Here is a 19,132-nt window from a genome sequence, read left to right as displayed (position 1 = left end):
CTGAGCCCCGGCCCCCGGAGGAGGAACCGCAGGCCCTTCGCCGGCGAGCGCCGCGCCGCGGGCCCGCTGGACAGGAGCGTACCCCCGGTCGGCGGCCGCGCGCCCCTCAAAAAGGACGCGCCACCGCGCGCTCACCGCGCCGCAGCATCCTTGCAGCAACGAAATCCCTGCTCGTAGCCGTAGTCCTCTTCCTTGTGGAACCCCACCGTGGGGCGGCAGCGGCCGCGCATGGGGCCCCACCAGCCGCCCTTCAGCCCGCTCCGCTCCGGCGACTTGCGGCCCGGCCGCACGACCCACTCGTTGATGTTGCCGTTGAGATCGTAGGCGCCGAACGGCGACACACACGCCGGCATCGAGCCCGCAGGCACGCGCTGATCGAGCCGCTCGAGCTCCGCCTTGCACTTGGGGTGCCGCATGCACCGCTCGTAGTGGTAGAGCGTCACCTCGCGCTGGCGAAAGGGCCGGTCGATGTTGCACTTGGTCGCGTCGCGGGCGAAGCCGTACGTGTACGGGAGCATCTCCTCGCCCTCGCAGGCGAAGTTGAACTCGTCCTCCGTGCAGAGGCGCTTGCCGACGCCCTCGCACGCCTTGACGGCCTGGCGCCACGAGACGAGCAGCGCCGGGAGCTCACCCTTCCTGTTGGGCCACTCGTACCGGTCGACGCAGAACCGCATCGGCGCGCGCTTCTTCGAGAGGCACTCGCTCGGGCGCCTGTACTCGAGGCACCGCTCGCTGACGGTGGTCGGGCCCTCGGCCTCGTTGGAGGGCGTCGCCCGTCGCTCCTGGTCCTTCTCGTACTCCTTGTGGTGCTTCAGGCAGCTCTGATCGACCACGGGGCAGTAATCACCCTCGACGAGGACCATGTCGCCCGGGCACCCCTCGGAGCTGCCGGGCAGCCCCGCGTCCGGAGCGCCGGCGTCGAGCGCCTCCGCCCCCGCGTCCGGCGAGCCGCCGTCGAGGGCTGCCGCCGCGGCGTCCGGCGAGCCGCCGTCGAGGGCTGCCGCCGCGGCGTCCGGCGAGCCGCCGTCGAGGGCTGCCGCCGCGGCGTCCGGCGCCGCTGCCACGTACGACATTGCTGCCCCGGCGTCCGGCGGCGCCGCCGGGGTGTAGACAAGCTCCGCCGCGGCGTCCGGCGGCTCCGCCGGGGTGTACGACAGCTCCGCCGCGGCGTCCGACAGCTGCGCCGCAGCGGCGTCGGGCGGCGCCGGCTCGGCATCCGCAGCTGCGCCGGCGCGCTCGGGCGCTCCGGAGGCCACGGCGCCGGTCGCCGCGGGCGGCGGGCTGTCGCAGGCGAGCATCGCGGCCGCGAGGCCGCAGAGGAAGGCGAGGCTGACCGCGCAGGACCCTCGTGGAGCCCTGCGCCGTCGAGGTGGCGCGACCGGCGGCGCGGCGCGGCGATGGCGCCGGCTCATCGGCCGGGGGCGGGGATGACCTTGAGCGGCACCCGGGTCCCGCCGCGATCCACCTCGATCTCGACCTCGCGGCCCGGCTCGAGATCGCCGAGCGCGAACATGAAGTCGTGGATGTTGGTGACGGCGTGGGCGCCGATGCGCACGATCACGTCCCCCGCCTGCATGCCAGCGCGTGAGGCCGGCGCGTCGGGCCGCACGCCCGTGAGCTTCACGCCGGGCCCCTGGTACGCGTAGTCCGGCATCGTGCCGAGCGACGCGCGGAAGCCGCCGCGCATGCTGCGGTGCGGGTCGGCGGGCGCGTCGGTGAAGGCGAGGCGCGCGTCGCGCCGCGACAGGGCGAGCGCCATCCGCGCCGCGAGCACCGAGCACCGCGAGACGCCCGCGGCGTTGATCTTGTCCGCCGTGTCGCTCGGCCGGTGGTAGTCCTCGTGGACGCCCGTGAACAGGAAGGCGATCGGGACGCGCGACGCCGTGAACGACGCGTGATCGCTCGCGCCGAAGCCCTCGACGCCGAACTGGAGCGTGAGGCCGAGCCCGCGGGCGGCGTCGTCCACGATCGACTTCCAGTCGGGCGAGGTCCCCAGGCCGTCGACGAGGAGCTTGTCGTCCCGCATCCGGCCGACCATGTCGGCGTTGATCATGGCCACGATCGGCTTCATCCCCGCGAGCGGCGCCGGCGGGTGATCGACGAAGTGCCGCGAGCCGATGGTGCCGAGCTCCTCGGCGCCGAACGCGATGAACAGGAGGTTCCGGGCCGGCCGCTCGGGGAGCGAGGCGAACCGCCGCGCCACCTCCAGGAGCATCGCGGTCCCCGAGGCGTTGTCGTCGGCGCCCGGGTGGACCGCATGCACGCCGGGCGCGCGCGAGAACGACGTGCCCCCGTAGCCGAGATGATCGTAGTGCGCGCCGACGACGACGTACTCACCGGCATGCGGCGAGCCGTCCCGCGCCGGGAGCAGGCCGATCACGTTCGACGCCGGCGCCATCCGCGCGGTGACCTTGGTCGTGATCTCGACGGTGGTGCCGTCGAGCGGCTTCGGCGCGGCGGCCTTGGTCGCGGCCGGCTTCACGGCCGGTGGCTTCGCCGGGGCCGGCTTCGCGTCTGCCGGCTTCACCGCGGCCGGCTTCGCGGGCGGCGCGAGCCCGGCCGCGGGGAAGAGCGCGCGGGCCGCGGAGCGCGTGATCACCACGGCCGGGATGCCCATGCTCGCCGCGTCGTCCGACACCCGCGGGAGCTCGTCGCCCGCCGCGACCAGGATCACCCCGGCGGCCTTGTGCTCGCGGGCGGTGCGGAGCTTGTAGCGGACGCTGCCGAAATCGCGGAGCGCGTCCGCCGGCCGCGGAGGCGGCGCATGATGATGAGGATCGGTGGGCGCTGCGCCGGCATGCGCTCCGCCGCCGTGCGCTGCACCGGCATGCGCTCCGCCGCCGTGCGCTGCACCGGCATGCGCTCCGCCGCCGTGCGGACCGGCAGGCGCAGCGCCGCCGTGCGGACCGGCAGGCGCTCCGCCGCCGTGCGGAGCGGCAGGCGCAGCGCCGCCGTGCGGACCGGCAGGCGCAGCGCCGCCGTGCGGATTCACAGGCGCAGCGCCGCCATGCGGCCCCCCGTGCGCTGCACCGCCGTGCGCGCCGGCCTGCGCCGCTCCACCCGGGCCGCCGTCCAGCGTGGGCACGCCGTCGAGCACGATCGCGATCTTCCCCTCGATATCGCGGCCGGCGTAGTCGTCCCAGGAGAGCGCCGGCGCGGTCACTCCATGGCCGACGAGCACCGCGGCCCCCGACACCGTGCCGCTCGCGCTCCCGTCGGCCGTGACCAGCTTGCCGGCCTCGACGCTCTGCTTCCGGCCCGCGCGCTGCACCGCGAGCGCCGCGGGCGCCACGTCGGCGCCGACCCGCGCGTCGAACACCTGCCGGTACGCCTTCGCGTCGCTCCCCGGCCCGCCCAGCGGCGAGAGCTTGAGCTCCGCGAACCGGCGCGCGATGAACTCGGCCGCGAGATCGGCGCCGGGCTCGCCCGTCCCGCGCCCCGCGAGCTCGGGCGACGCGAGGTACGCGACGTCCGCCGCGATCCGCGCCTCCGCGGCGGGATCGACCTCCACCGAGGCCGGCGCGGCGGGCGCCGGCGCGGCAGGCTTCGAGGCCGGCGGCGCGTCAGGCTGGCGGGGCGGCGCGGCCGGCGGAGCGCACGCCGCGACCGCGGCGAGCAGGCCGGCGGCGAAGGCGCGGCGAAGGCCCCATGCGCGGGGCGACAGCGGGGCCGCGGCGCGCCCGGCGCTCACCACGGCGACGCCTTCTGCGCCGCGCGGACCAGCTCGAGCGCGCGACGGCCGATGTACTCCTCCACGTCGGCGGGCGCGATGTGGCGGTCCTTCGCGAAGTCGAACTCGCGCGGCTTGCCGTCGCCGAACGTCACCCGGACGATCGCGGACTCCCGCAGGAGCTCGAGGGAGAGGCTGAAGTCGCCGAGCGCGAGCCGGTGCTTGTCCTGCTCCTGGGCGAACGCGATGGGCTGCCCCTTCTCCTGCAGCCTCTCGTGCGCGAACTTCAGCGACTCGGCCCCCAGCGACACGGCCGACTCCGCGGCCGCGAGCGCCTCGGCGACCCGCTTCTTGTGCCGCGCGAGCTCTTCTGCCTCGCGCTCCGCCTTCGATTTCACGGCTTCGATGAGCTCATCACGCCAGGTAGCCACAGTGCACCTCGGCGCGAACACTCTTCCGAAACGTGCGTTTTGTCCAGCCCGACACGCGCCGGTCACCCGACCACCCCGGCCAGCCCGACGCGCGCCGGAGACGGAAATGGCCGCGCTGCCAGCACAAAAACAGGAAGCCCGGAAGCTCCGGAGAGGACGACCTCCTCCTCGAGCGCTCCCGGGCTCCCTGCCCCTGGCTCGTGCGCCGCGGCTTCGCGCGCCGGCCGGACGCCGGCCGCGCCGGACCGCGCGCCGCTACTGCGTGTCGGCGCCCCCGGCCTTCGCCGGGGCGAACTTGCTCAGGTCCTCGGCCACGGTGGCCTTCGGGTTCATGAGCTCGTGGAACGCGCGCTTCGCGAGCGCGCCCGTCTCCCCCTGCTCGTGCCGCAGGGCCATGAGCACGCCCTTCTCCTTCATGAACTTGAGCGTCTCGATCGCGCCCTTCTTCTTCGCGCCGTCGCCGCTCTTGGCCTCCTGGAAGAGCCGGTAGCGCAGCACGACGCGGGTCTCCGAGTGCGGGCCGTTGTCGTACTTCAGGTTGTCGAACTGCGCCTGGAGCCGCTGCCGCGCCCACTCCTGCGGCGCGTCGGCGACCTTCACCCGCGTGATCGCCTCGGCGTTCGCGACGTACCGGTAGAGGTTGCCGCGCTTGAAGTCCTCGTCCGACCAGTAGCCGAAGGCGCGGTAGTAGTGGTCCTTCAGGTCGTCCAGCGCGGACTTGTCGAAGTCGGCGTACATCGCGACCGTCCGCGCCGCGGTGTCGCTCGTGCCGCCGAGGATGAGCGCGAGCGCCGCCGCGTTCCGGACCTCGACGTCCTTGAGCTTCTCGAACAGCTGCCCCTGCACCGCCTCGTCGAAGCCGCCGACGCCGATGGCGCGCGCGATGGCCATGCGCACCCCGGGCTCGACGTCGGCCGCGAGGAGCGGCACGAGCTCGGCGGCCGCGCCGGGCACCGGCCGGAGCGCGAGCGACGACGCGTAGCAGGCGCCGATGAGCTGCTTGCGCGGCTCCTTCTTGCTCGCGAACTCCTTCGCCTTCTTCGCCACCTCGATCATCGTCTTGTCGTCGGCGCACCAGGCGATCGCCTCGCAGGCGGCCTGGCGGGCCTCCTCGTGCCACATCTCGTCCTCGATGAGCTTCGTCAGCCTCTCCACCGCGCGCGGGTCGCCCCACTCGGCGAGCCCCTGCGACGCGCCGTAGGCGACCGCGCGGAGCGCCATCCCCAGCATCGCGAGCCCGGCGCCCTGGAGCGCGTCCTGGGTGATGTCCAGCTTCGGGTCCTTCTTCCGGTTGAACTGATCGAGGAGCTTCGGGTAGGAGGGCTCGTCCTTCATGCGCCCGATGTACCGGAGCGCGCTCTGCGCGGTCTCGAAGGCCGCGGGGAACGGCGGCTGCTGCCCCTCCTTGGGGAGCGGGTCCGTCGGGAAGGCCCAGTCGCGCATGTCCTTCAGGATCTTCTCGGAGCGGACCGTGGCGAGGAAGCGCAGGCCGTTCGCGTGCGGCTGCGGGCGATCCTTGAGCCACAGGATGACCGGGGCCTCGGCCGCGGCCTTGAGCTCGGCGGCCTTGTCCGCGTGGATCGAGGCGAGATCGGCGAGCATGCGGGCGCCGACGACGCGCGGCAGATCGGTGCGCGACAGGTGCCCGCCCTCGTCCGCCTCCCAGAACTTCTCGAGCTTGTAGAGCTTGAGCGGGTCGGCCAGCAGCCGCTCGCCGAGGAACTTGGCGGCGCGGATGTCGCCGACCTCGGCGAGCCGCGTCCCCGCCTCGCCCTGCCAGTGCAGCGGCGGCTTCCTGGCCTCGATCCACTTCACGAGCGGGTCGGCCGACCGCGGGTCGGCGAGCTCGCGCAGCATCTCCATGATCTGCTTCGTCTGGAACCAGGTCGTCTCCTCGGGGTCCTGCTTCACGCTGTCGAGGGCGAGGACGAGCCCCTCGCCGCCGATGCCGTCGCGCAGCGCCTCGAGGAAGCGCTGGCGGCTGGCCTTGTCGGCGTTCGCGAGCGCCTCGAGGAGCGGGGCGCGCGCCGTCTCGTCGCCGATCCTCCCGAGGCCGTTCGCGGCCTCGCGCGCGACCTCGACGTCCTTGTCCTTCACGAGCGTGATGAGCGCGCTCGTCCACTTGGGCTCGGCGTTGCGCGACAGGACCGTCGCGACCAGCTGCCGCACCGACGAGCTCTCGTCGGTCGCGAGCTTCGAGAGCTCCTCGAGCGACACGAGGCCGGCGAGCTTCTCGGGGTCGAAGGCGATGCCGCCGCCGAGCCGCTCGACCTTCGAGAGGAACCCCTTCCTGTACTGGTCCATCGCGTCCTTGAACGCGGCCGGCTCCTTGAGCTCGACGAGGGCCCAGACGATCTGGGGCCGGTCGCTCTCGTCCGCGACCTTGAGCGCCTCGAGCAGCGCGGGCTTGGCGCTGTCGGCCTTGGGCGAGCCGTAGTACGCGAGCACCTGCGCGGCGACGCCCTTCACGCGGTGGTCCGGCAGCGCGAGCGCGCTCTGCGCGTGCGTGACGCCCTCGGGGTCGTCGGCCCACGCGAGCTGCATGAGGGCCTCCTGCTGGAGCGACAGCTCGGCGCTCGCGGCGGCCCACTTGCGCCACAGGGGCAGCTGGTCCTTCTTGGGCAGGACGAAGATGTTCTTCTTCTCCTTGGAGACGGCGTCGACCGTCATCTTCTGGCTGTCCTGCTTGACGCCGAGCCAGATGGCGCCCGCGGCGCCGAGCGCGACGACGAGGCCGACCACGATCGACACGGGGCTGAACCGCCCGCGCTTGAAGTTGCCGTCGTCCGCGAAGCCGCCGCCCGCGGGCGCCGGCGGGGCGCCGGGCAGATCGTTGTCATCGGGGGGCCACTTGGCCGCCTGCTTGGCCGGAAGGGGCCCCGGCGGCGGGCGCCGTCCGCGCGGCCCCGCGGGATTCTCTCGTGAAAGATTCGGACGATCGAGCATGGTTCCTCCAGCGCGCGGGCGACGACGTGACCCGAACGGCGGTGGCATCGCGCGGCGTGCCGCGCTGCGCCCCCGACCCCTCCCGGCGGCGGCGGCGTCGCGCGGCGAGCCGCGCTGCGCCCCCGCCCCCGGGCCAGGCGGCAAAGCGCCCGGCCGGTCGAGGCGCCGGACCGTACCAGAGCCGCTCGGACGTAGGCCCAAAGATTTGCTATGAAGCCCAGGGCCCGTATGGCCGAACCCCAGCCCAATTCCGGCAAGATTCTCTATCCTGCAGTCGCGTTGCTCATCGCCCTGAGCGCGCTGATTGGTCTTGTGATCCTGCCGCGCCTTGCGCCGGGGGCCTCGGGCATGGTCGGCGCGGAGGCCCCCGACGTGACGCTGCCGGTCGCCGCCAACGGCGAGCCCGGCGCGCGCATGCAGATCGCCGAGCTGAGGGGCCAGCCGGTGATCCTGGATTTCTGGGCGACGTGGTGCGGGCCCTGCGCGGTCCAGGCGCCGATCCTCGACCGGATCGCGCGCCGCTACGAGAAGAAGGGGCTCGTGGTGCTCGGCGTCAACGTGGACGACCCGCCCCAGGTGGCCAGCCAGTACGCGCTCAAGAAGGGCCTCTCGTATCCCATCCTGATCGACGACGCGAAGGAGGCCTCGGCCCACTACGGGGTCGACAAGCTGCCGAGCCTCGTGGTGATCGACCGGCAGGGGAAGGTCGCGGCCTACCTGACCGGCGTCGTCGACGAGGCGAGCCTCTCCGAGATCATCGAGGCGGCCCTCTGATCTCGCTCGACGCGCCCTGCTCGCTCCACGTGCCTCTCTAGCTCGACGTGCCCCGCTCGCTCCACGTGCCTCTCTAGCTCGACGTGCCCCGCTCGCTCCACGTGCCTCCTCCCTCCCGTCCCTTGCACCTCGTGCTGGCGGCGCTCGCCGCCGCCGCGCCGGCCTGCTCCCGCGACGACGCCGATCGCGGCCGCGACGCCGGCGCGCCGCCTCCGGCCAGCGCCTCCACGCCGCCTCCGGGCCCGGCGGCCTCCGACCCGGAGGCGCCGGCCCCTCGGGCCTCCGGCGCGCCCGAGGCGGCCGGCGGCGACGCTGGCGCGCCCGGGGCGGTCGGGGATCCGATGGCGACCCACTACGAGGCGCGCGAGGATCTGGTGCGGCTCTTCTCGCTGAAGGAGTTCTCGGAGCGAGAGCGGAAGCTCAAGAACCCCGAGCTCTTCCTGGAGAAGAACTTCGGCGGCGGCTCCCCTGCCCGGCTCAACCAGGGCAACAAGGAGCTCGCGCGGCACACGCGCTCGAAGGAGCAGTGCCTGGAGGGCCTCCGGGGCGTCGTCCTCCAGACGGAGGAGCAGCGCGCCCGCTGCGGCGGCCACGAGAACATGGTGCCCGTGTTCAAGCGCGGGAAGCCGGCGTCGGCCGATGTCTGCATCGACATCTTCGAGTTCCCCAACAAGCCGTGCGAGCTGCCGATGGTCTGGGCGAGCCCGACGCAGGCGGCGGCCGTGTGCAGCCTGCAGGGCAAGCGCCTCTGCACCGAGGACGAGTGGAGCCTCGCGTGCCGCGGCGATCCCGAGGGCGGCAAGCCGAGGACGTACGCCTACGGTGACGAGCTCGATCTTGCCGTCTGCCACACGCAGACGCCGCACCGCGACATCGACGGCAAGCCGTGCGACGGCGACACCGCGCGCTCTGCCTACAAGACCTGCGCGACCGACACCGAGCCTGCCGGGTCCTTCCCCGCGTGCCGCTCGCGGTTCGGGGTGTTCGATCAGCACGGCAACGTGGCCGAGATCATGACCCGCCGCGACCGCGACGACGGCAAGCTGTACAGCCAGCTCAAGGGGAGCGCCTGGTTCTATGTCGAGGTAGCCCGCGAGCACGACGCCCCGAGGCCGAAGGGCCGCGAGACCTACCCCGATCACTGCGCCTACAGCCCGCGCTGGCACGTCGAGCCGATGGAGGACGCGTGGCACGCGAACTACCACCTCGGGCTGAGGTGCTGTAAGACGATCCGCTGAGTTGACACCCCCTGCGCGCGCGCCTGGCTCGCGCACGTATCGACGGGTACCCTTCCCCTGCGATGCAAGCGCTGGCGCCTCGCGCTCGGATCACCCGCGGCAACTCCGCTGAGGGCCGCTGGGAGATCGCGACGCGGCCCCCGGCGCCGCACCTCCGCCCGTACATCCGCGACTACAGCGGCTACACGGAGGAGACGCCCGGGCCGCTGCGGCGGCGCGAGCTCCCGGCGCCGCAGGTCGTCGTGATCATCGAGTTCGGACCGCCGCTGCGCGTGTTCGACGCGGGGAGCGATCGCCGCCATTCCTCGCACCCCGGCGGCTTCGTCGCGGGCCTCGACGCCACCTTCACGATCACCGAGCACGACGGGTTCCAGCGCGGGCTCCAGGTGAACCTCACCCCCATCGGGGCGCGGCTCTTCTTCGGCGTGCCCATGGAGGAGCTGACCGGGCGCGTGATCGCGGCGCGCGATCTGCTGCCCAGGAAGCACGCCCGGCTGGCGGAGCGCCTCGAGGAGCTCCCGACCTGGGACGCGCGCTTCGACCTGATCGAGCGGGCGCTCGGCGAGCGCGTGGACGAGGCGCGGCTCGAGGTCGGCGTGGTCTCGTGGGCGTTCCGCCGCATCGAGGAGCGCGGAGGCGCTGTCGACATGCGCGCCCTCGCGCGCGAGCTCGGCTACAGCCAGAAGCACGTGATCGGCCTGTTCCGCGAGCACGTCGGCGTCCCGCCCAAGCTCCTCGCGCGGCTCGTGCGCTTCGACCGGCTGGTGCGGCACCTCAAGACGGGCGCCACGGGGACCTGGGCGGAGCTCGCCCAGCGGTTCGGCTACTACGACCAGGCGCACCTCGCGCGGGACGTGAAGCAGTTCAGCGGGACGACCCCGACCCGGACGCGCGCAGCGCTGATCGACGTCGCCGGCATGAGCCCGTAGCGCGCGAGCGCTCTTCGGGGCCTCGGGCGTCGGGCGCGCCGGGTCGAACGTGGGACTCCCTGTACGCGGCGAGGGCGGCGCTCGCGTGGAAAAGCTGCGCTCGCCGTTCGCGGAGGAAAGGAATCTTCTCATCGAACGTAGACCTGTCTGAGCAGCGCAGTCGCCCGGAAGGCGCCGCGCCCAGCGCTTCCAGGCGCTGTGGCATCGCCTGGAGGGCCACGCGGGCCTGCTCAAGGTGAACGTTCTCGTTCTTTCAAGGAGATCTCGACATGACACGGATGAAGCTTCTCGGGTTTCTGATGGCTGGTCTCGCGCTCGTGGCTTGCGGCGATGATGAGGGGAATGGCGATGGCGGTAGCGGGAGCGACATCGAAGGCAAAGAGCTCGGCGCGCTGACGGCCGACGAGGCCGACGGCCTGTGCGACGACCTCCGCGGGCAGGCCAAGACGATCTCGAAGGAGGACTCGTGCGAGGCCGCGGGGGTGCTTGCCTCTCTGTTCGGAACGGAGTGTGAGACCACCAGGCAGGAGTGCATCAGCGCTCCGGAGGAGCCCGAGGAGACGGACGACCTCGAAGCGTGCGGAGCGTCCCAGTTCACCGGCTGCACCGCAACGGTCGCGGAGGTCAGGGCCTGCGTGGACGCCATGGTGAGCACCATCAAGGCGCTCACGTGCGAATCGACGCTCACTGACCTCGCGGAGAAGCCGGCGGCGTGCGCCGCGATCGAGGAGAAGTGCCCAGGGGCCTTGGGCGGAGGGGAAGGGGAAGAAGAGGAAGACGAGAGCGAGGGCTAACACTCCTGAGCGCAGCGCCCGCCCCGCCGCGCGGCTCGGTCTCGCTGGCACGAGCCCGCGGCGGGGTAAAATCTTTACAAGACCGCCGGCATCGCCTTCTCCAGGATAGGCTTCGAAGGGACGAACACCATGTCGAGCCTGTCTCCCACGCCTCCCACGCCTCCCACGCACGTTCCTCCTGGTCTCCGTTCCGAAGAGTTCCAGAGGCTCGCGCTGTCGCTTCCCGAGGCCGAGGAGCAGGACCACTTCGGCAAACCATCGTTCCGCGTGCGGGGGAAGATCTTCGCGACCCACTGGGTGGCGGAGGAGCGCGCGGTCCTCAAGCTGTCCCTCGAGGAGCAAGACAGCCTGGTGCAGGCGCAGCCCGACGTCTTCTCCGTGACGCCGTGGGGACACCAGGGCTGGACCCGGGTGGAGCTCCGCCGCGTCGATCGGACGCTCCTGGAAGAGCTGCTCGTGGGCGCCTGGCGTCGCGTGGCGCCGAAGCGCGTGGTCGCGCAGTGGGACGCCGGCCGCAGCGGGAAGCCGGCGGCGCCTCCGGGCGCACCCTCACGCCCGCGGGGACGCCGGCGCGCCCCCTGACGGGCGCCGAGACACCCGGCCGGAGAGCGCCTCGAGCGCGCGCGGCAAGGCCCGCGCCGAGGCCGCTTTCTATTTTCTCCCCAGCAGGAAGAAAGACTGAACCGTGGTCGTAGTAGGCTCGGCCCGCTCGCCTGCCCGGTCGACGATGCAGCCCGCTCGCTTCCTTCGGCGGAGCCGTCCTCGAGCGCCGCGCGGACACGCTGGTGAACATTCTCGATGAGGGAGCGCTCGATGACACGGATGAAGCTTCTTGGATTGCTGATGGCTGGCCTCGCGCTCGCGGCATGCGGCGGCGACGACGACGGGGGCAACGGGGACACCGGGGGCCAGAGCGGAGGTGACCTCGACGGCAAGCAGCTGGGCCAGCTGACGGCCGCGGACGCCCAGGCGCTGTGCCAGGATCTCGCCGCGTCGGTCACCATGACGAAGGAAGACCTGTGCGAGGTCGCCGGCGCGTTCGCCGGCGCGTTCGGCGGTGACTGCGAGACCACCAAGGCCGAGTGCATGAGCGAACCGGAGCAGCCCGCTCAGGGCGGCGGCGAGTGCTCCACCGATGGCTTCGCGGGCTGTACCGCGACGGTGGCCGAGTACAAGGCCTGCGTGAAGGCTCAGGCCGACGCCATCAAGGCGCTCACGTGCGCAACGCCGCCCGACACCTCCGGAGAGCCCCCGGCAGGTTGCGCCGCCCTCAGCGAGAAGTGCGCGGACGTCCTCAGCACCGGGGGGCCCGAAGGCGAGGGCTCCTGAGGCCGCCCAGCGCCCCGCTTCCCGATCGTCCCCGGGCGTCACGACCTCGAAGCGCGCGATGAGCGCCACGAGGTCGGCCAGGAACAGCCCGGGGAGCCTGGCCTCGTCGCCATCGCGATGAAGCTCCCTGTCCGGCGCCGCGCCCGTCACGCCCCCTCTCCGACCAGGCCATGACATGCGGTGGGCCGAGCGCCTCCGCGAGCTGCGCGCGACCGTGCATGCCTCGAGCGCCATCCCGCGCTTTCCGCCGATCTGAGCCTCACCGACGAGACCGTCGACCGCGTGGCACGCAAAGCCGACGTGGCGCTCCGGATGGGGACGCTGCCCGGCAGCGCGGAGCGCGGGTATCGTCGGGGCGACGGGGCGCCTGCGGGTCCTGAACGGCCAGGAACGCACCTTCCTCGTCAAGGAGAGCTCGAATGAGACGGATGACGCTTCTCGAGGTCCTGGCGGCTGGGCTCGCGCTCGCGGCGTGCGGTGACGATGGGGGCGAGACCGCAAGCGCCCTCGACGAGAACCGGCAGCTCGGCGAGCTGACGAGCCGAGAGGCCACCCAGGTGTGCGACGACCTCAAAGAGCCGATGAAGCTCGCGAGAGCAGACCAGTGCGATCTCATCGGACTGCTCAACTCCTCTGACATAGAGGAGTGCGCGGCCATCTGGCGGGCGTGCCTCCTCTCTGCAAATGAACCTCTGACGTCGACCAGGTGCTTCACGTACGACTTCAAGGGGTGCACCGTCACGGTCGCGGAGGCCAAGACCTGCCTGATCGCCATGGCCGGCACCCTCAAGGCGCTCTCGTGCGGGTCCAGCCTCGACCTCTTGCAGCCTCCCGCGGAGTGCGCGGGCGTCCGCGCGCTCTGCCCGTCGATCCTCGAAAACGGCGAAGGCTTCTGAGGTCGCCCCTCGCCCCGCTGACCGGCCGCCCGGCCACGCTCGATCTGGCTGCACAGCCGGCGTCCGCCGCGTCACCGCATCCCCTCGCGCCCATGCCTTCGGTCGCCGAGCGCGAGCATCAAGCTGTCGCGGCTCCTCGCATCCTACATCGGAGCACCTGCTGCGGGCCGCACCCGGACCCGCGGCGGCCGGGCATCCCGGACCTTGACAGGTGACCATTTGGTAACATATCAAGGAGGTGACGGACGACGATCGCGTCTTCAAGGCGCTGGCCGATCCCACCCGGCGCTCCCTCCTCGACCGGCTCTTCGTGCGTGACGGCCTCACGCTCACGGAGCTCGAGTCCGAGCTCGAGATGTCGCGGTTCGGCGTGATGAAGCACCTTCGGGTGCTCGAAGCCGCGGGGCTCGTCGTCACGGTTCGATCGGGCCGGAAGAAGCTTCACTACCTGAACCCGGTCCCCATTCGCCAGATCCACGATCGTTGGATCGACAAGTACACCGAGGGGCGCATTTCGGCGCTCGTTGATCTGAAGAAACACCTGGAGAAGAACAATGACGACGAAGAGTGAGAAGCCGGTCCACATCTACCGAGTCCACATCAAGGCGACGCCCGAGGCCGTCTGGGAGGCGATCACGAAGCCCGAGTGGATCGAGAAATACGGTTACTGCGCCCGCGCGGAGTACGATCTGCGCCCCGGCGGCAAATACCAGGCGTTCGCGAGCGCGGAGATGGCCCAGCACGGCGGCCCCAACGTGATCATCGATGGAGAGGTCATCGAGGCCGATCCCCCGCGAAAGCTCGTTCAGACGTGGCGCATCCTCTGGGATCCCGAGATGAAGGAGGAAGGCTTCAGGCGACTTACCTGGGAGATCGAGGTGAGCCCCTACGGCATCACGTCCCTGACCGTGACCCACGAGGTCGGCGACGCGCCCAAGACGGCGGCCATCACCTCGGGCGCGATCAAGGAAGCCGGCGGTGGCTGGAGCTATATCCTGAGCGATCTGAAGACGCTGCTCGAGACAGGCAAGACGCTGTCGGCGGCTTGAAAGCGCTGCGCCGCGCGTCCGGACAGCCGATCGCGCCGTCGGCCCGCGTCACCCGGCGCGGGCCCAGCGCCAGAGCTCGCGGAGGGTCGGCGTCGCTCCATGGGAGAGGACGCCTATCCGGAAGATCCTTGCAGCCACCCAGATGAAGAGCAGCACGGTCGCGCCGGTGCCGCCGACGGCGACGAGGATCTGCCAGAGCGGCGGCTCGGAGACGAGGACCCGGACGAACATCACCATCGGGGCGTAGATCGGGATCATCGAGAGCACGACGGCGAGCGTCGAGCCGGGGTGACCGGCGATGACCACGAGGAAGAACGGCGGCGCGGAGAGCGCCATCGAGATCGGGCTCATCAGCTGCTGCGCGGCCTTCTCGGAGCTCGCGGCCGCGCCCCCGACGGCATAGACAGCCACGTTCACGAGGTATCCAAGGACGAAGAACACGACGAAGTAGACGGCGACCATGGGGCGAAGCAGGGTCTCGGCGTCGATGAGGCGCGGCCCTCCCAGCGCGCCTATCGCGACGCCCGCGACAGCCGCCATCCCGAGCCACACGACGATCTGCGTGAGGCCGGCGGCGGCGAGGCCGAGGATCCTCCCGGACAGGAGCTCGAACGGGGTCACCGACGAGAGGAGGATCTCCATGATCCGGTCCGACTTCTCCTGCACGATGCGGCGCAAGATCTCGCGACCGTTCAAGAGGATCGCGACGAAGAGCAGGCCGCCGAAGCCGAAGGCGACGAGCAGGTCGAGGTCTCCGCCGGGGCCCCCGGGGCCGCTCGAGGAGAGAGGCGCCGAGTCGAACGCAGGGGGCGACAGGAGGCCCTCGATCTCGGCGGCGTCGCGGCCACGCGCCGTCCACCGCGCCACGGCGACGCCGCGCGCCACCACCGCCGCGGCGTGCTCGACGGCATCGAGGTCAGCCCCCTTCGCGTACAGCGCGCCCCGCGCGCCGGGGTCCTCGAGCATCGCGGGCGGGAGCACCACCACGCCGTCCACGCCGTGCCCTCCCGTCTCGACGCCCGCCCTCGCGCCGTCGAGCAGCGCCGCGACGGCCGCGCTCGTGGCGGCGGCGTCCCCGGGGGCCACGTAGGTGAGCCGCAGCCGGGCGGCCCTCGGGAGCACCGCGCTGCCCATCGCGGCGCCGAGCGACCTCGCGCTGGACCTCGCCGACGCCTCCTCGGCCAGGCTCGCGGAGGCGGCCTCCACGACCCCGCGGAGGCCGCCTGTCCCGTCGACCACGATGACCGAGCGGTCGCCGGCGCCGACGGCGACGATGAGCGCAGGGAGCAGGCCCACCGCCGCGAAGAGGACCGGCAGGAGGAGCGTCGTGAGGGCGAAGGACGCGGTCTTCACCGAGGCGACGTACTCACGCTTCAGCACGACGAGGACGCGGCTCATGACGCCTCCAGCGCCGCTTCGCGACCCGCGCGCGCCCTGTGGGCGAGCGGCGGCGGGGCGCCCTCGCCGACGACGCGAGAGAAGATCTCGCCGAGCGACGGCGACGAGACCTCGAACCGCCGCACCTGGAGGCGCGAGAGCGCGGCCGAGAGCGCCCGCTGCGCGTCGCCGGCGTCACGCAGCACGAGCTCCGCCGCGCCGGGCTCGATCCGCGCGCTCACCACGCCGTCGACGCCGAGGAGGAAGGTCCCGTCGCCGTCGAACTCGATCCGCGCTGTGTTGCCGGCGAAGGACGCCTTCACCTCGCCGACGGGCCCCGAAAGGACGACGCGCCCCCGATCGACGACGACCACGTGGTCGGCCAGGCTCTCGGCGAGCGGCATGACGTGGGTCGAGAGCAAGAGGGTCTTTCCGGCGGCGCGGAGCTCCCCGAAGAGCCGCTTCACGAGCACGGCGTTAACGGGATCGAGGCCCGACATCGGCTCGTCGAGGACGAGGATCTCCGGGTCGTGGACGAGCGCGCCGCAGAGCTGCACCTTCTGCTGGTTGCCCTTCGACAACGTCTCGATCCTCGCGCGCGCGACGTGCTCGAGCTCGAGCGACCGGAGGAGCCGCGCGGCGCTCTCGCGCGCGCGGCGCGGGCGGACGCCCTTGAGCTCGCCGAGGAAGGCCAGGTGCTCGGCGACCGGCATCTGCTTGTACAGGCCTCGCTCCTCCGGGAGGTACCCGACGCGATCGCGGATCGCGACGCTGTCGCTCCTGCCCCCGAGCACCTCGACCGCGCCCTCGTCGGGGAGGAGGATGCCTGTCACGAGGCGCATCGTCGTCGTCTTCCCGGCGCCGTTCCGGCCGAGGAGGGCTGTGGCGCCGCCGCGCCGCACCTCGAACGACACGGCGTCGACGGCCCGCCGCGACGCGAAGACCTTCGTCGCCCCGCGGAGCGAGATCGCGGGCGTCATCGGCGCTCCGGGGCCGAGGCGCTCGCGGCGCGGTCGCCGTGCGCGGCGCGGCGATAACACACCTCGCGCAGCGCAACGCGCTTGAACTCGTCCGCGTCGGCGAAGCCGGCGGAGCGCAGCGCGCCCGCCGGATCGGGCGGCACGGGCGCGCCAAGGCATCGCTCGAAATACCACCGGATCAGGTCGCCTTCGGCCATCCCGGCGTCGGAGAAGGCGGGGTTCGACAGGCCGAGCTCGGCGAGGCGCTGCTGCTTGTCGCGGGCCCGGGAGAGCAGCTCCGCGTACTCGCCGGAGACCGAGAGGTGGTCGCGGACGTGGCCTTGCGCCACCTCGTCGACCGCCTTCTCGACCCAGCCGATGAGCGCCTCGTCGCGGAGCAGCCGCGTCAGCTCGCCCCAGCCGACGCTGAACCGACCCATCCACGCCTTCACGTCGGCCGGCTCATAGAGCCGCCGCTCGCGGCGGAAGGCGTCGGACGCCCGCTCCAGCGCGGCGTTGTCCACGGTGAGCCCGCGCCGCTCGGCCTCCTGCAGCGCGAGGTACCGGAGCATGGCCCCGCGCTTCGCCCGGCCGTACGCCGCCGCGTCGAGGCGGAGCTCGTCCAGGATGCTGTCGAGGGCGACTGTCTCATACGGCGACGGGTCGCCGGCGGTCGGGCGCTCCGCGGCGACCATCTCGCCGGCGGCCTGCTCGGCGCGGCACCAGAACTCGGTGACCTCGAACCTGTACGTGACGGTCTTCAGCGAGAAGCCCGCCTCGGCGCGCGCGCGGAGGTGCCGGAGCAGCGCGATCGCGTCGTCGCGCTTCTGGTTGACGCGCCCCTTCGGGAGGAAGTCGCGCAGCGACGTGAGCTCGCTTTGCGGGACGCCGTGGCGGGACGCGGCGTCGAGGATCATCGGATAGACGCGATCGGGATAGTAAAGAGACTTTGCGACCGCCGTGAGCGCGTCGCGCGTGGCAGCGGTGATCACGCCCGCGGCCGCCGCGGCGTCGAACGTCCTGCGGATATTGACCATCGCCTCGGAGCCGGCGCGAAAGCCGCTGTCCGCGGGGCCGTGGACGACGGCCACCTCGTCGTCATCCTCGATGAAGCCGTCGCGGTACGCCTCGAAGATGGCGCCCACGCCTTCCATGCCGAAGGCCGAGAGCTCGGCGGCGCGCAGCGCCCCCATGCTGGAGCTCCCGAAGACGTGGATGCCCTGCGCCATCGCGAAGAGGATCTCCTTGTGCCAGACCGCCGGGACCCGCTCGAAGTAGCCGTCGATGATCGCGATGGCGCTCGGGCGCTTCGCGCATGCGCGGTAGACGTCGCCCTGCGAGACCGGCGGCAGATAGGTGGCGTCGAGCTCCGCCCGCGCGGCCTCGAGCGAGAGGGTCGGACCGACAAAGACGATGATGCTCATACGATCTCCTTCAGGCTCGCCGCGCTCCCGCTCCGGCGCTCGAGCGCGCGGCGGAACCGGCGGCCAGGGATGTAGTTGGGGAACGAGTGGATCCCCTCGAGCCCGGGAATCACGATCTTGACGACGGGGATGCCGAACTCCGGCTTCGTGAGATCGAAGACGACGACGCTGTCGATCCCGACCGCGCGCAGCCGCTCGAGCTGCCAGGCGACGTCGTCCTCGAACGTGTCGCCCGCGAACGTCGGGCCCGCGGAGAACGGGCGCTCTCCGCGCGCCGTCAGCAGCCGGCGGAGGTGCCGGACCTGATCGGGGCTCCGGTGGCGGTCGTACTCGGTCCGGAGGAGATCGTCGCGCGCGCCCGAGATGACCGTCAGCCGGGTCTGAGCGGCCTCGGTGAGGGCGCGCAGCAGCGCGACGGCGCGCGACGGGTGGCAGCCTTGCCCGCCGGAGCCGTGGAGCGCCCGGACGGCGTCCTCCGTCCGCTCGGCGATCAGACACTCGTACGAGGGGATACCGACGTCGGAGGTGGTCTCCCACGCGCCGACGGCGATCCCGGCGGCAGAGAATCGCGCGAGCACCTCGCGGCAGCCCGGATCATCGATGCTGTCGAGATCGAGCCGCCTCGCGTCCCGCTCCTCGTCGGTGAGCGCCCCCCACACGGCCGTGGCGTCGCGCTCGACCACCTCGCAGATACCGTAGCTCACCGCCTCGAGGATCCCGTTTCCCGACGAGAGCCCGTTGGTCGAGCAGCAGAAGATACCCGGGTTGACTCGGCCCGTGGCGGTGGCGTTGACGTGCACGAGCTCGTAGGGGACCCACACCGGGGCGCCGCGCATGAGGTCGTAGCCCTCGGCCCACAGGAGCGGGGTGTCCTCGTCGAGCGGCACGCTCGAGGTCCGCGGCAGCGCGGAGACGTCGGCTATCGCGTGGGAGCGCCGGAGCTCGCGAGAGGAGCCGAGGAGCAGCGGCCGGACGATGTTCTCGCCGTGATAGGCCTCGATCGACTCCATCAGCCCCGAGACCTTCGCCGCCGCGAGCGTCAGCCCCTTTCCCTGGCTGACCGAGAGAGAGCGCGAGTTGGGGCGGCAGACGACGACGACCGGTATCCCGATCGCGTCGAGCCCCGTGACGTTGGCGATCCGCGTGATCCCCATCGCCGGCATGAAGCCCTTGATCCGATCCAGGGTCTCCTCGGGCGAGGCCGCGCGGTGGGTGCCGTTCATGAAGCGCTTCTTCTCGGGGCCCGAGAGCCCCGGCATGGGCGGAAGCTTGGTCTGAGTCTCCACGATGCTTCTCCTTCGCTCTGCGCCGATGGC

The 19,132-nt window shown here is 72.2% G+C and carries 17 protein-coding genes; 9 read left to right on the top strand and 8 right to left on the bottom strand.

Translation table 11 applies throughout. The features are described 5' to 3' along the window. Positions 1 to 131: 131 nt before the first annotated feature. The 4 genes from WME97_RS48590 to WME97_RS48575 form a co-directional block, all read right to left on the bottom strand. A complete protein-coding gene (locus WME97_RS48590) occupies positions 132 to 1,298 on the bottom strand; it encodes a formylglycine-generating enzyme family protein (protein WP_437548007.1) in 1,167 nt (388 codons plus the stop codon). Positions 1,299 to 1,408: 110 nt separating this feature from the next. Continuing rightward, on the bottom strand, positions 1,409 to 3,691 hold the full coding sequence (locus WME97_RS48585; RefSeq protein WP_437548006.1) for a M20/M25/M40 family metallo-hydrolase: 2,283 nt from the start codon (positions 3,689 to 3,691) through the stop codon (positions 1,409 to 1,411). Further along, positions 3,688 to 4,068, bottom strand: a complete 381-nt coding sequence (locus tag WME97_RS48580) for a hypothetical protein (protein WP_437548004.1) — start codon at positions 4,066 to 4,068, stop codon at positions 3,688 to 3,690. Before WME97_RS48580 ends, WME97_RS48585 begins: the two co-directional genes overlap by 4 nt. Before the next feature lie 288 nt (positions 4,069 to 4,356). After that, entirely contained in the window at positions 4,357 to 7,047 is a 2,691-nt protein-coding gene (locus WME97_RS48575) for a HEAT repeat domain-containing protein (RefSeq protein WP_437548002.1), read from the bottom strand. 279 nt (positions 7,048 to 7,326) lie between these two features. Here WME97_RS48575 and WME97_RS48570 point away from each other — a divergent pair, with 279 nt between their 5' ends. From WME97_RS48570 to WME97_RS48530, 9 genes are all read left to right on the top strand, one after another. Next, complete coding sequence (locus tag WME97_RS48570) at positions 7,327 to 7,821, top strand: TlpA family protein disulfide reductase (RefSeq protein WP_437548000.1); 495 nt, start codon at positions 7,327 to 7,329, stop codon at positions 7,819 to 7,821. A 131-nt stretch (positions 7,822 to 7,952) separates the two neighbouring features. Next, a complete protein-coding gene (locus tag WME97_RS48565) occupies positions 7,953 to 9,059 on the top strand; it encodes an SUMF1/EgtB/PvdO family nonheme iron enzyme (RefSeq protein ID WP_437555656.1) in 1,107 nt (368 codons plus the stop codon). Positions 9,060 to 9,121: 62 nt separating this feature from the next. Further along, positions 9,122 to 9,988 (top strand): helix-turn-helix domain-containing protein, encoded by an 867-nt coding sequence (locus WME97_RS48560; protein WP_437547998.1) that lies wholly within the window; start codon positions 9,122 to 9,124, stop codon positions 9,986 to 9,988. A gap of 269 nt (positions 9,989 to 10,257) precedes the next feature. Then, the gene (locus tag WME97_RS48555) at positions 10,258 to 10,782 is read left to right on the top strand and encodes a hypothetical protein (RefSeq protein ID WP_437547997.1); all 525 of its coding nucleotides are present in this window, start codon (positions 10,258 to 10,260) and stop codon (positions 10,780 to 10,782) included. A gap of 129 nt (positions 10,783 to 10,911) precedes the next feature. Continuing rightward, positions 10,912 to 11,364, top strand: coding sequence for an MmcQ/YjbR family DNA-binding protein (locus WME97_RS48550; protein ID WP_437547995.1), 453 nt, complete (start codon positions 10,912 to 10,914; stop codon positions 11,362 to 11,364). Between the two features lie 231 nt (positions 11,365 to 11,595). Continuing rightward, the gene (locus WME97_RS48545) at positions 11,596 to 12,111 is read left to right on the top strand and encodes a hypothetical protein (protein ID WP_437547993.1); all 516 of its coding nucleotides are present in this window, start codon (positions 11,596 to 11,598) and stop codon (positions 12,109 to 12,111) included. A 419-nt stretch (positions 12,112 to 12,530) separates the two neighbouring features. Further along, positions 12,531 to 13,007 carry a hypothetical protein gene (locus tag WME97_RS48540; RefSeq protein ID WP_437547991.1) on the top strand — a complete coding sequence of 159 codons (477 nt, stop codon included), beginning with the start codon at positions 12,531 to 12,533 and terminating at the stop codon, positions 13,005 to 13,007. Between the two features lie 238 nt (positions 13,008 to 13,245). Further along, the gene (locus tag WME97_RS48535; RefSeq protein WP_437547989.1) at positions 13,246 to 13,578 is read left to right on the top strand and encodes an ArsR/SmtB family transcription factor; all 333 of its coding nucleotides are present in this window, start codon (positions 13,246 to 13,248) and stop codon (positions 13,576 to 13,578) included. Further along, positions 13,562 to 14,056 (top strand): SRPBCC family protein, encoded by a 495-nt coding sequence (locus WME97_RS48530; RefSeq protein ID WP_437547987.1) that lies wholly within the window; start codon positions 13,562 to 13,564, stop codon positions 14,054 to 14,056. The genes WME97_RS48535 and WME97_RS48530 overlap by 17 nt, the downstream gene beginning before the upstream one ends. A gap of 48 nt (positions 14,057 to 14,104) precedes the next feature. On the opposite strand, the gene WME97_RS48525 is transcribed toward WME97_RS48530, so the two are convergent. The 4 genes from WME97_RS48525 to WME97_RS48510 are packed head-to-tail and all read right to left on the bottom strand — an operon-like array spanning position 14,105 to position 19,102. Continuing rightward, the gene (locus WME97_RS48525; RefSeq protein ID WP_437547985.1) at positions 14,105 to 15,454 is read right to left on the bottom strand and encodes an ABC transporter permease; all 1,350 of its coding nucleotides are present in this window, start codon (positions 15,452 to 15,454) and stop codon (positions 14,105 to 14,107) included. Beyond that, positions 15,451 to 16,413, bottom strand: a complete 963-nt coding sequence (locus WME97_RS48520; RefSeq protein WP_437547984.1) for an ABC transporter ATP-binding protein — start codon at positions 16,411 to 16,413, stop codon at positions 15,451 to 15,453. The genes WME97_RS48525 and WME97_RS48520 overlap by 4 nt, the downstream gene beginning before the upstream one ends. After that, positions 16,410 to 17,816: a TfuA-like protein gene (locus tag WME97_RS48515; protein WP_437547982.1), complete on the bottom strand. Its 1,407-nt coding sequence runs from the start codon at positions 17,814 to 17,816 to the stop codon at positions 16,410 to 16,412. The genes WME97_RS48520 and WME97_RS48515 overlap by 4 nt, the downstream gene beginning before the upstream one ends. Beyond that, positions 17,813 to 19,102: a YcaO-like family protein gene (locus tag WME97_RS48510; RefSeq protein ID WP_437547980.1), complete on the bottom strand. Its 1,290-nt coding sequence runs from the start codon at positions 19,100 to 19,102 to the stop codon at positions 17,813 to 17,815. The genes WME97_RS48515 and WME97_RS48510 overlap by 4 nt, the downstream gene beginning before the upstream one ends. Positions 19,103 to 19,132: the final 30 nt, after the last annotated feature.

It is taken from the genome of Sorangium sp. So ce367 (assembly GCF_051520455.1).
Taxonomy (GTDB): domain Bacteria; phylum Myxococcota_A; class Polyangia; order Polyangiales; family Polyangiaceae; genus Sorangium; species Sorangium cellulosum_B.
The sequence above is the reverse complement of the archived record's forward strand: the minus strand, read 5'-3'. Positions and strand labels throughout refer to the sequence as shown.

What these genes read in the sequence shown, in the direction of transcription:
- WME97_RS48590 (WP_437548007.1), bottom strand. Translation starts at nt 1,298, where the DNA reads ATGCTCGCCTGCGACAGCCCGCCGCCCGCGGCGACCGGCGCCGTGGCC.
- WME97_RS48575 (WP_437548002.1), bottom strand. Translation starts at nt 7,047, where the DNA reads ATGCTCGATCGTCCGAATCTTTCACGAGAGAATCCCGCGGGGCCGCGC.
- WME97_RS48560 (WP_437547998.1), top strand. Translation starts at nt 9,122, where the DNA reads ATGCAAGCGCTGGCGCCTCGCGCTCGGATCACCCGCGGCAACTCCGCT.
- WME97_RS48555 (WP_437547997.1), top strand. Translation starts at nt 10,258, where the DNA reads ATGACACGGATGAAGCTTCTCGGGTTTCTGATGGCTGGTCTCGCGCTC.
- WME97_RS48550 (WP_437547995.1), top strand. Translation starts at nt 10,912, where the DNA reads ATGTCGAGCCTGTCTCCCACGCCTCCCACGCCTCCCACGCACGTTCCT.
- WME97_RS48545 (WP_437547993.1), top strand. Translation starts at nt 11,596, where the DNA reads ATGACACGGATGAAGCTTCTTGGATTGCTGATGGCTGGCCTCGCGCTC.
- WME97_RS48540 (WP_437547991.1), top strand. Translation starts at nt 12,531, where the DNA reads ATGAGACGGATGACGCTTCTCGAGGTCCTGGCGGCTGGGCTCGCGCTC.
- WME97_RS48530 (WP_437547987.1), top strand. Translation starts at nt 13,562, where the DNA reads ATGACGACGAAGAGTGAGAAGCCGGTCCACATCTACCGAGTCCACATC.
- WME97_RS48525 (WP_437547985.1), bottom strand. Translation starts at nt 15,454, where the DNA reads ATGAGCCGCGTCCTCGTCGTGCTGAAGCGTGAGTACGTCGCCTCGGTG.
- WME97_RS48520 (WP_437547984.1), bottom strand. Translation starts at nt 16,413, where the DNA reads ATGACGCCCGCGATCTCGCTCCGCGGGGCGACGAAGGTCTTCGCGTCG.
- WME97_RS48515 (WP_437547982.1), bottom strand. Translation starts at nt 17,816, where the DNA reads ATGAGCATCATCGTCTTTGTCGGTCCGACCCTCTCGCTCGAGGCCGCG.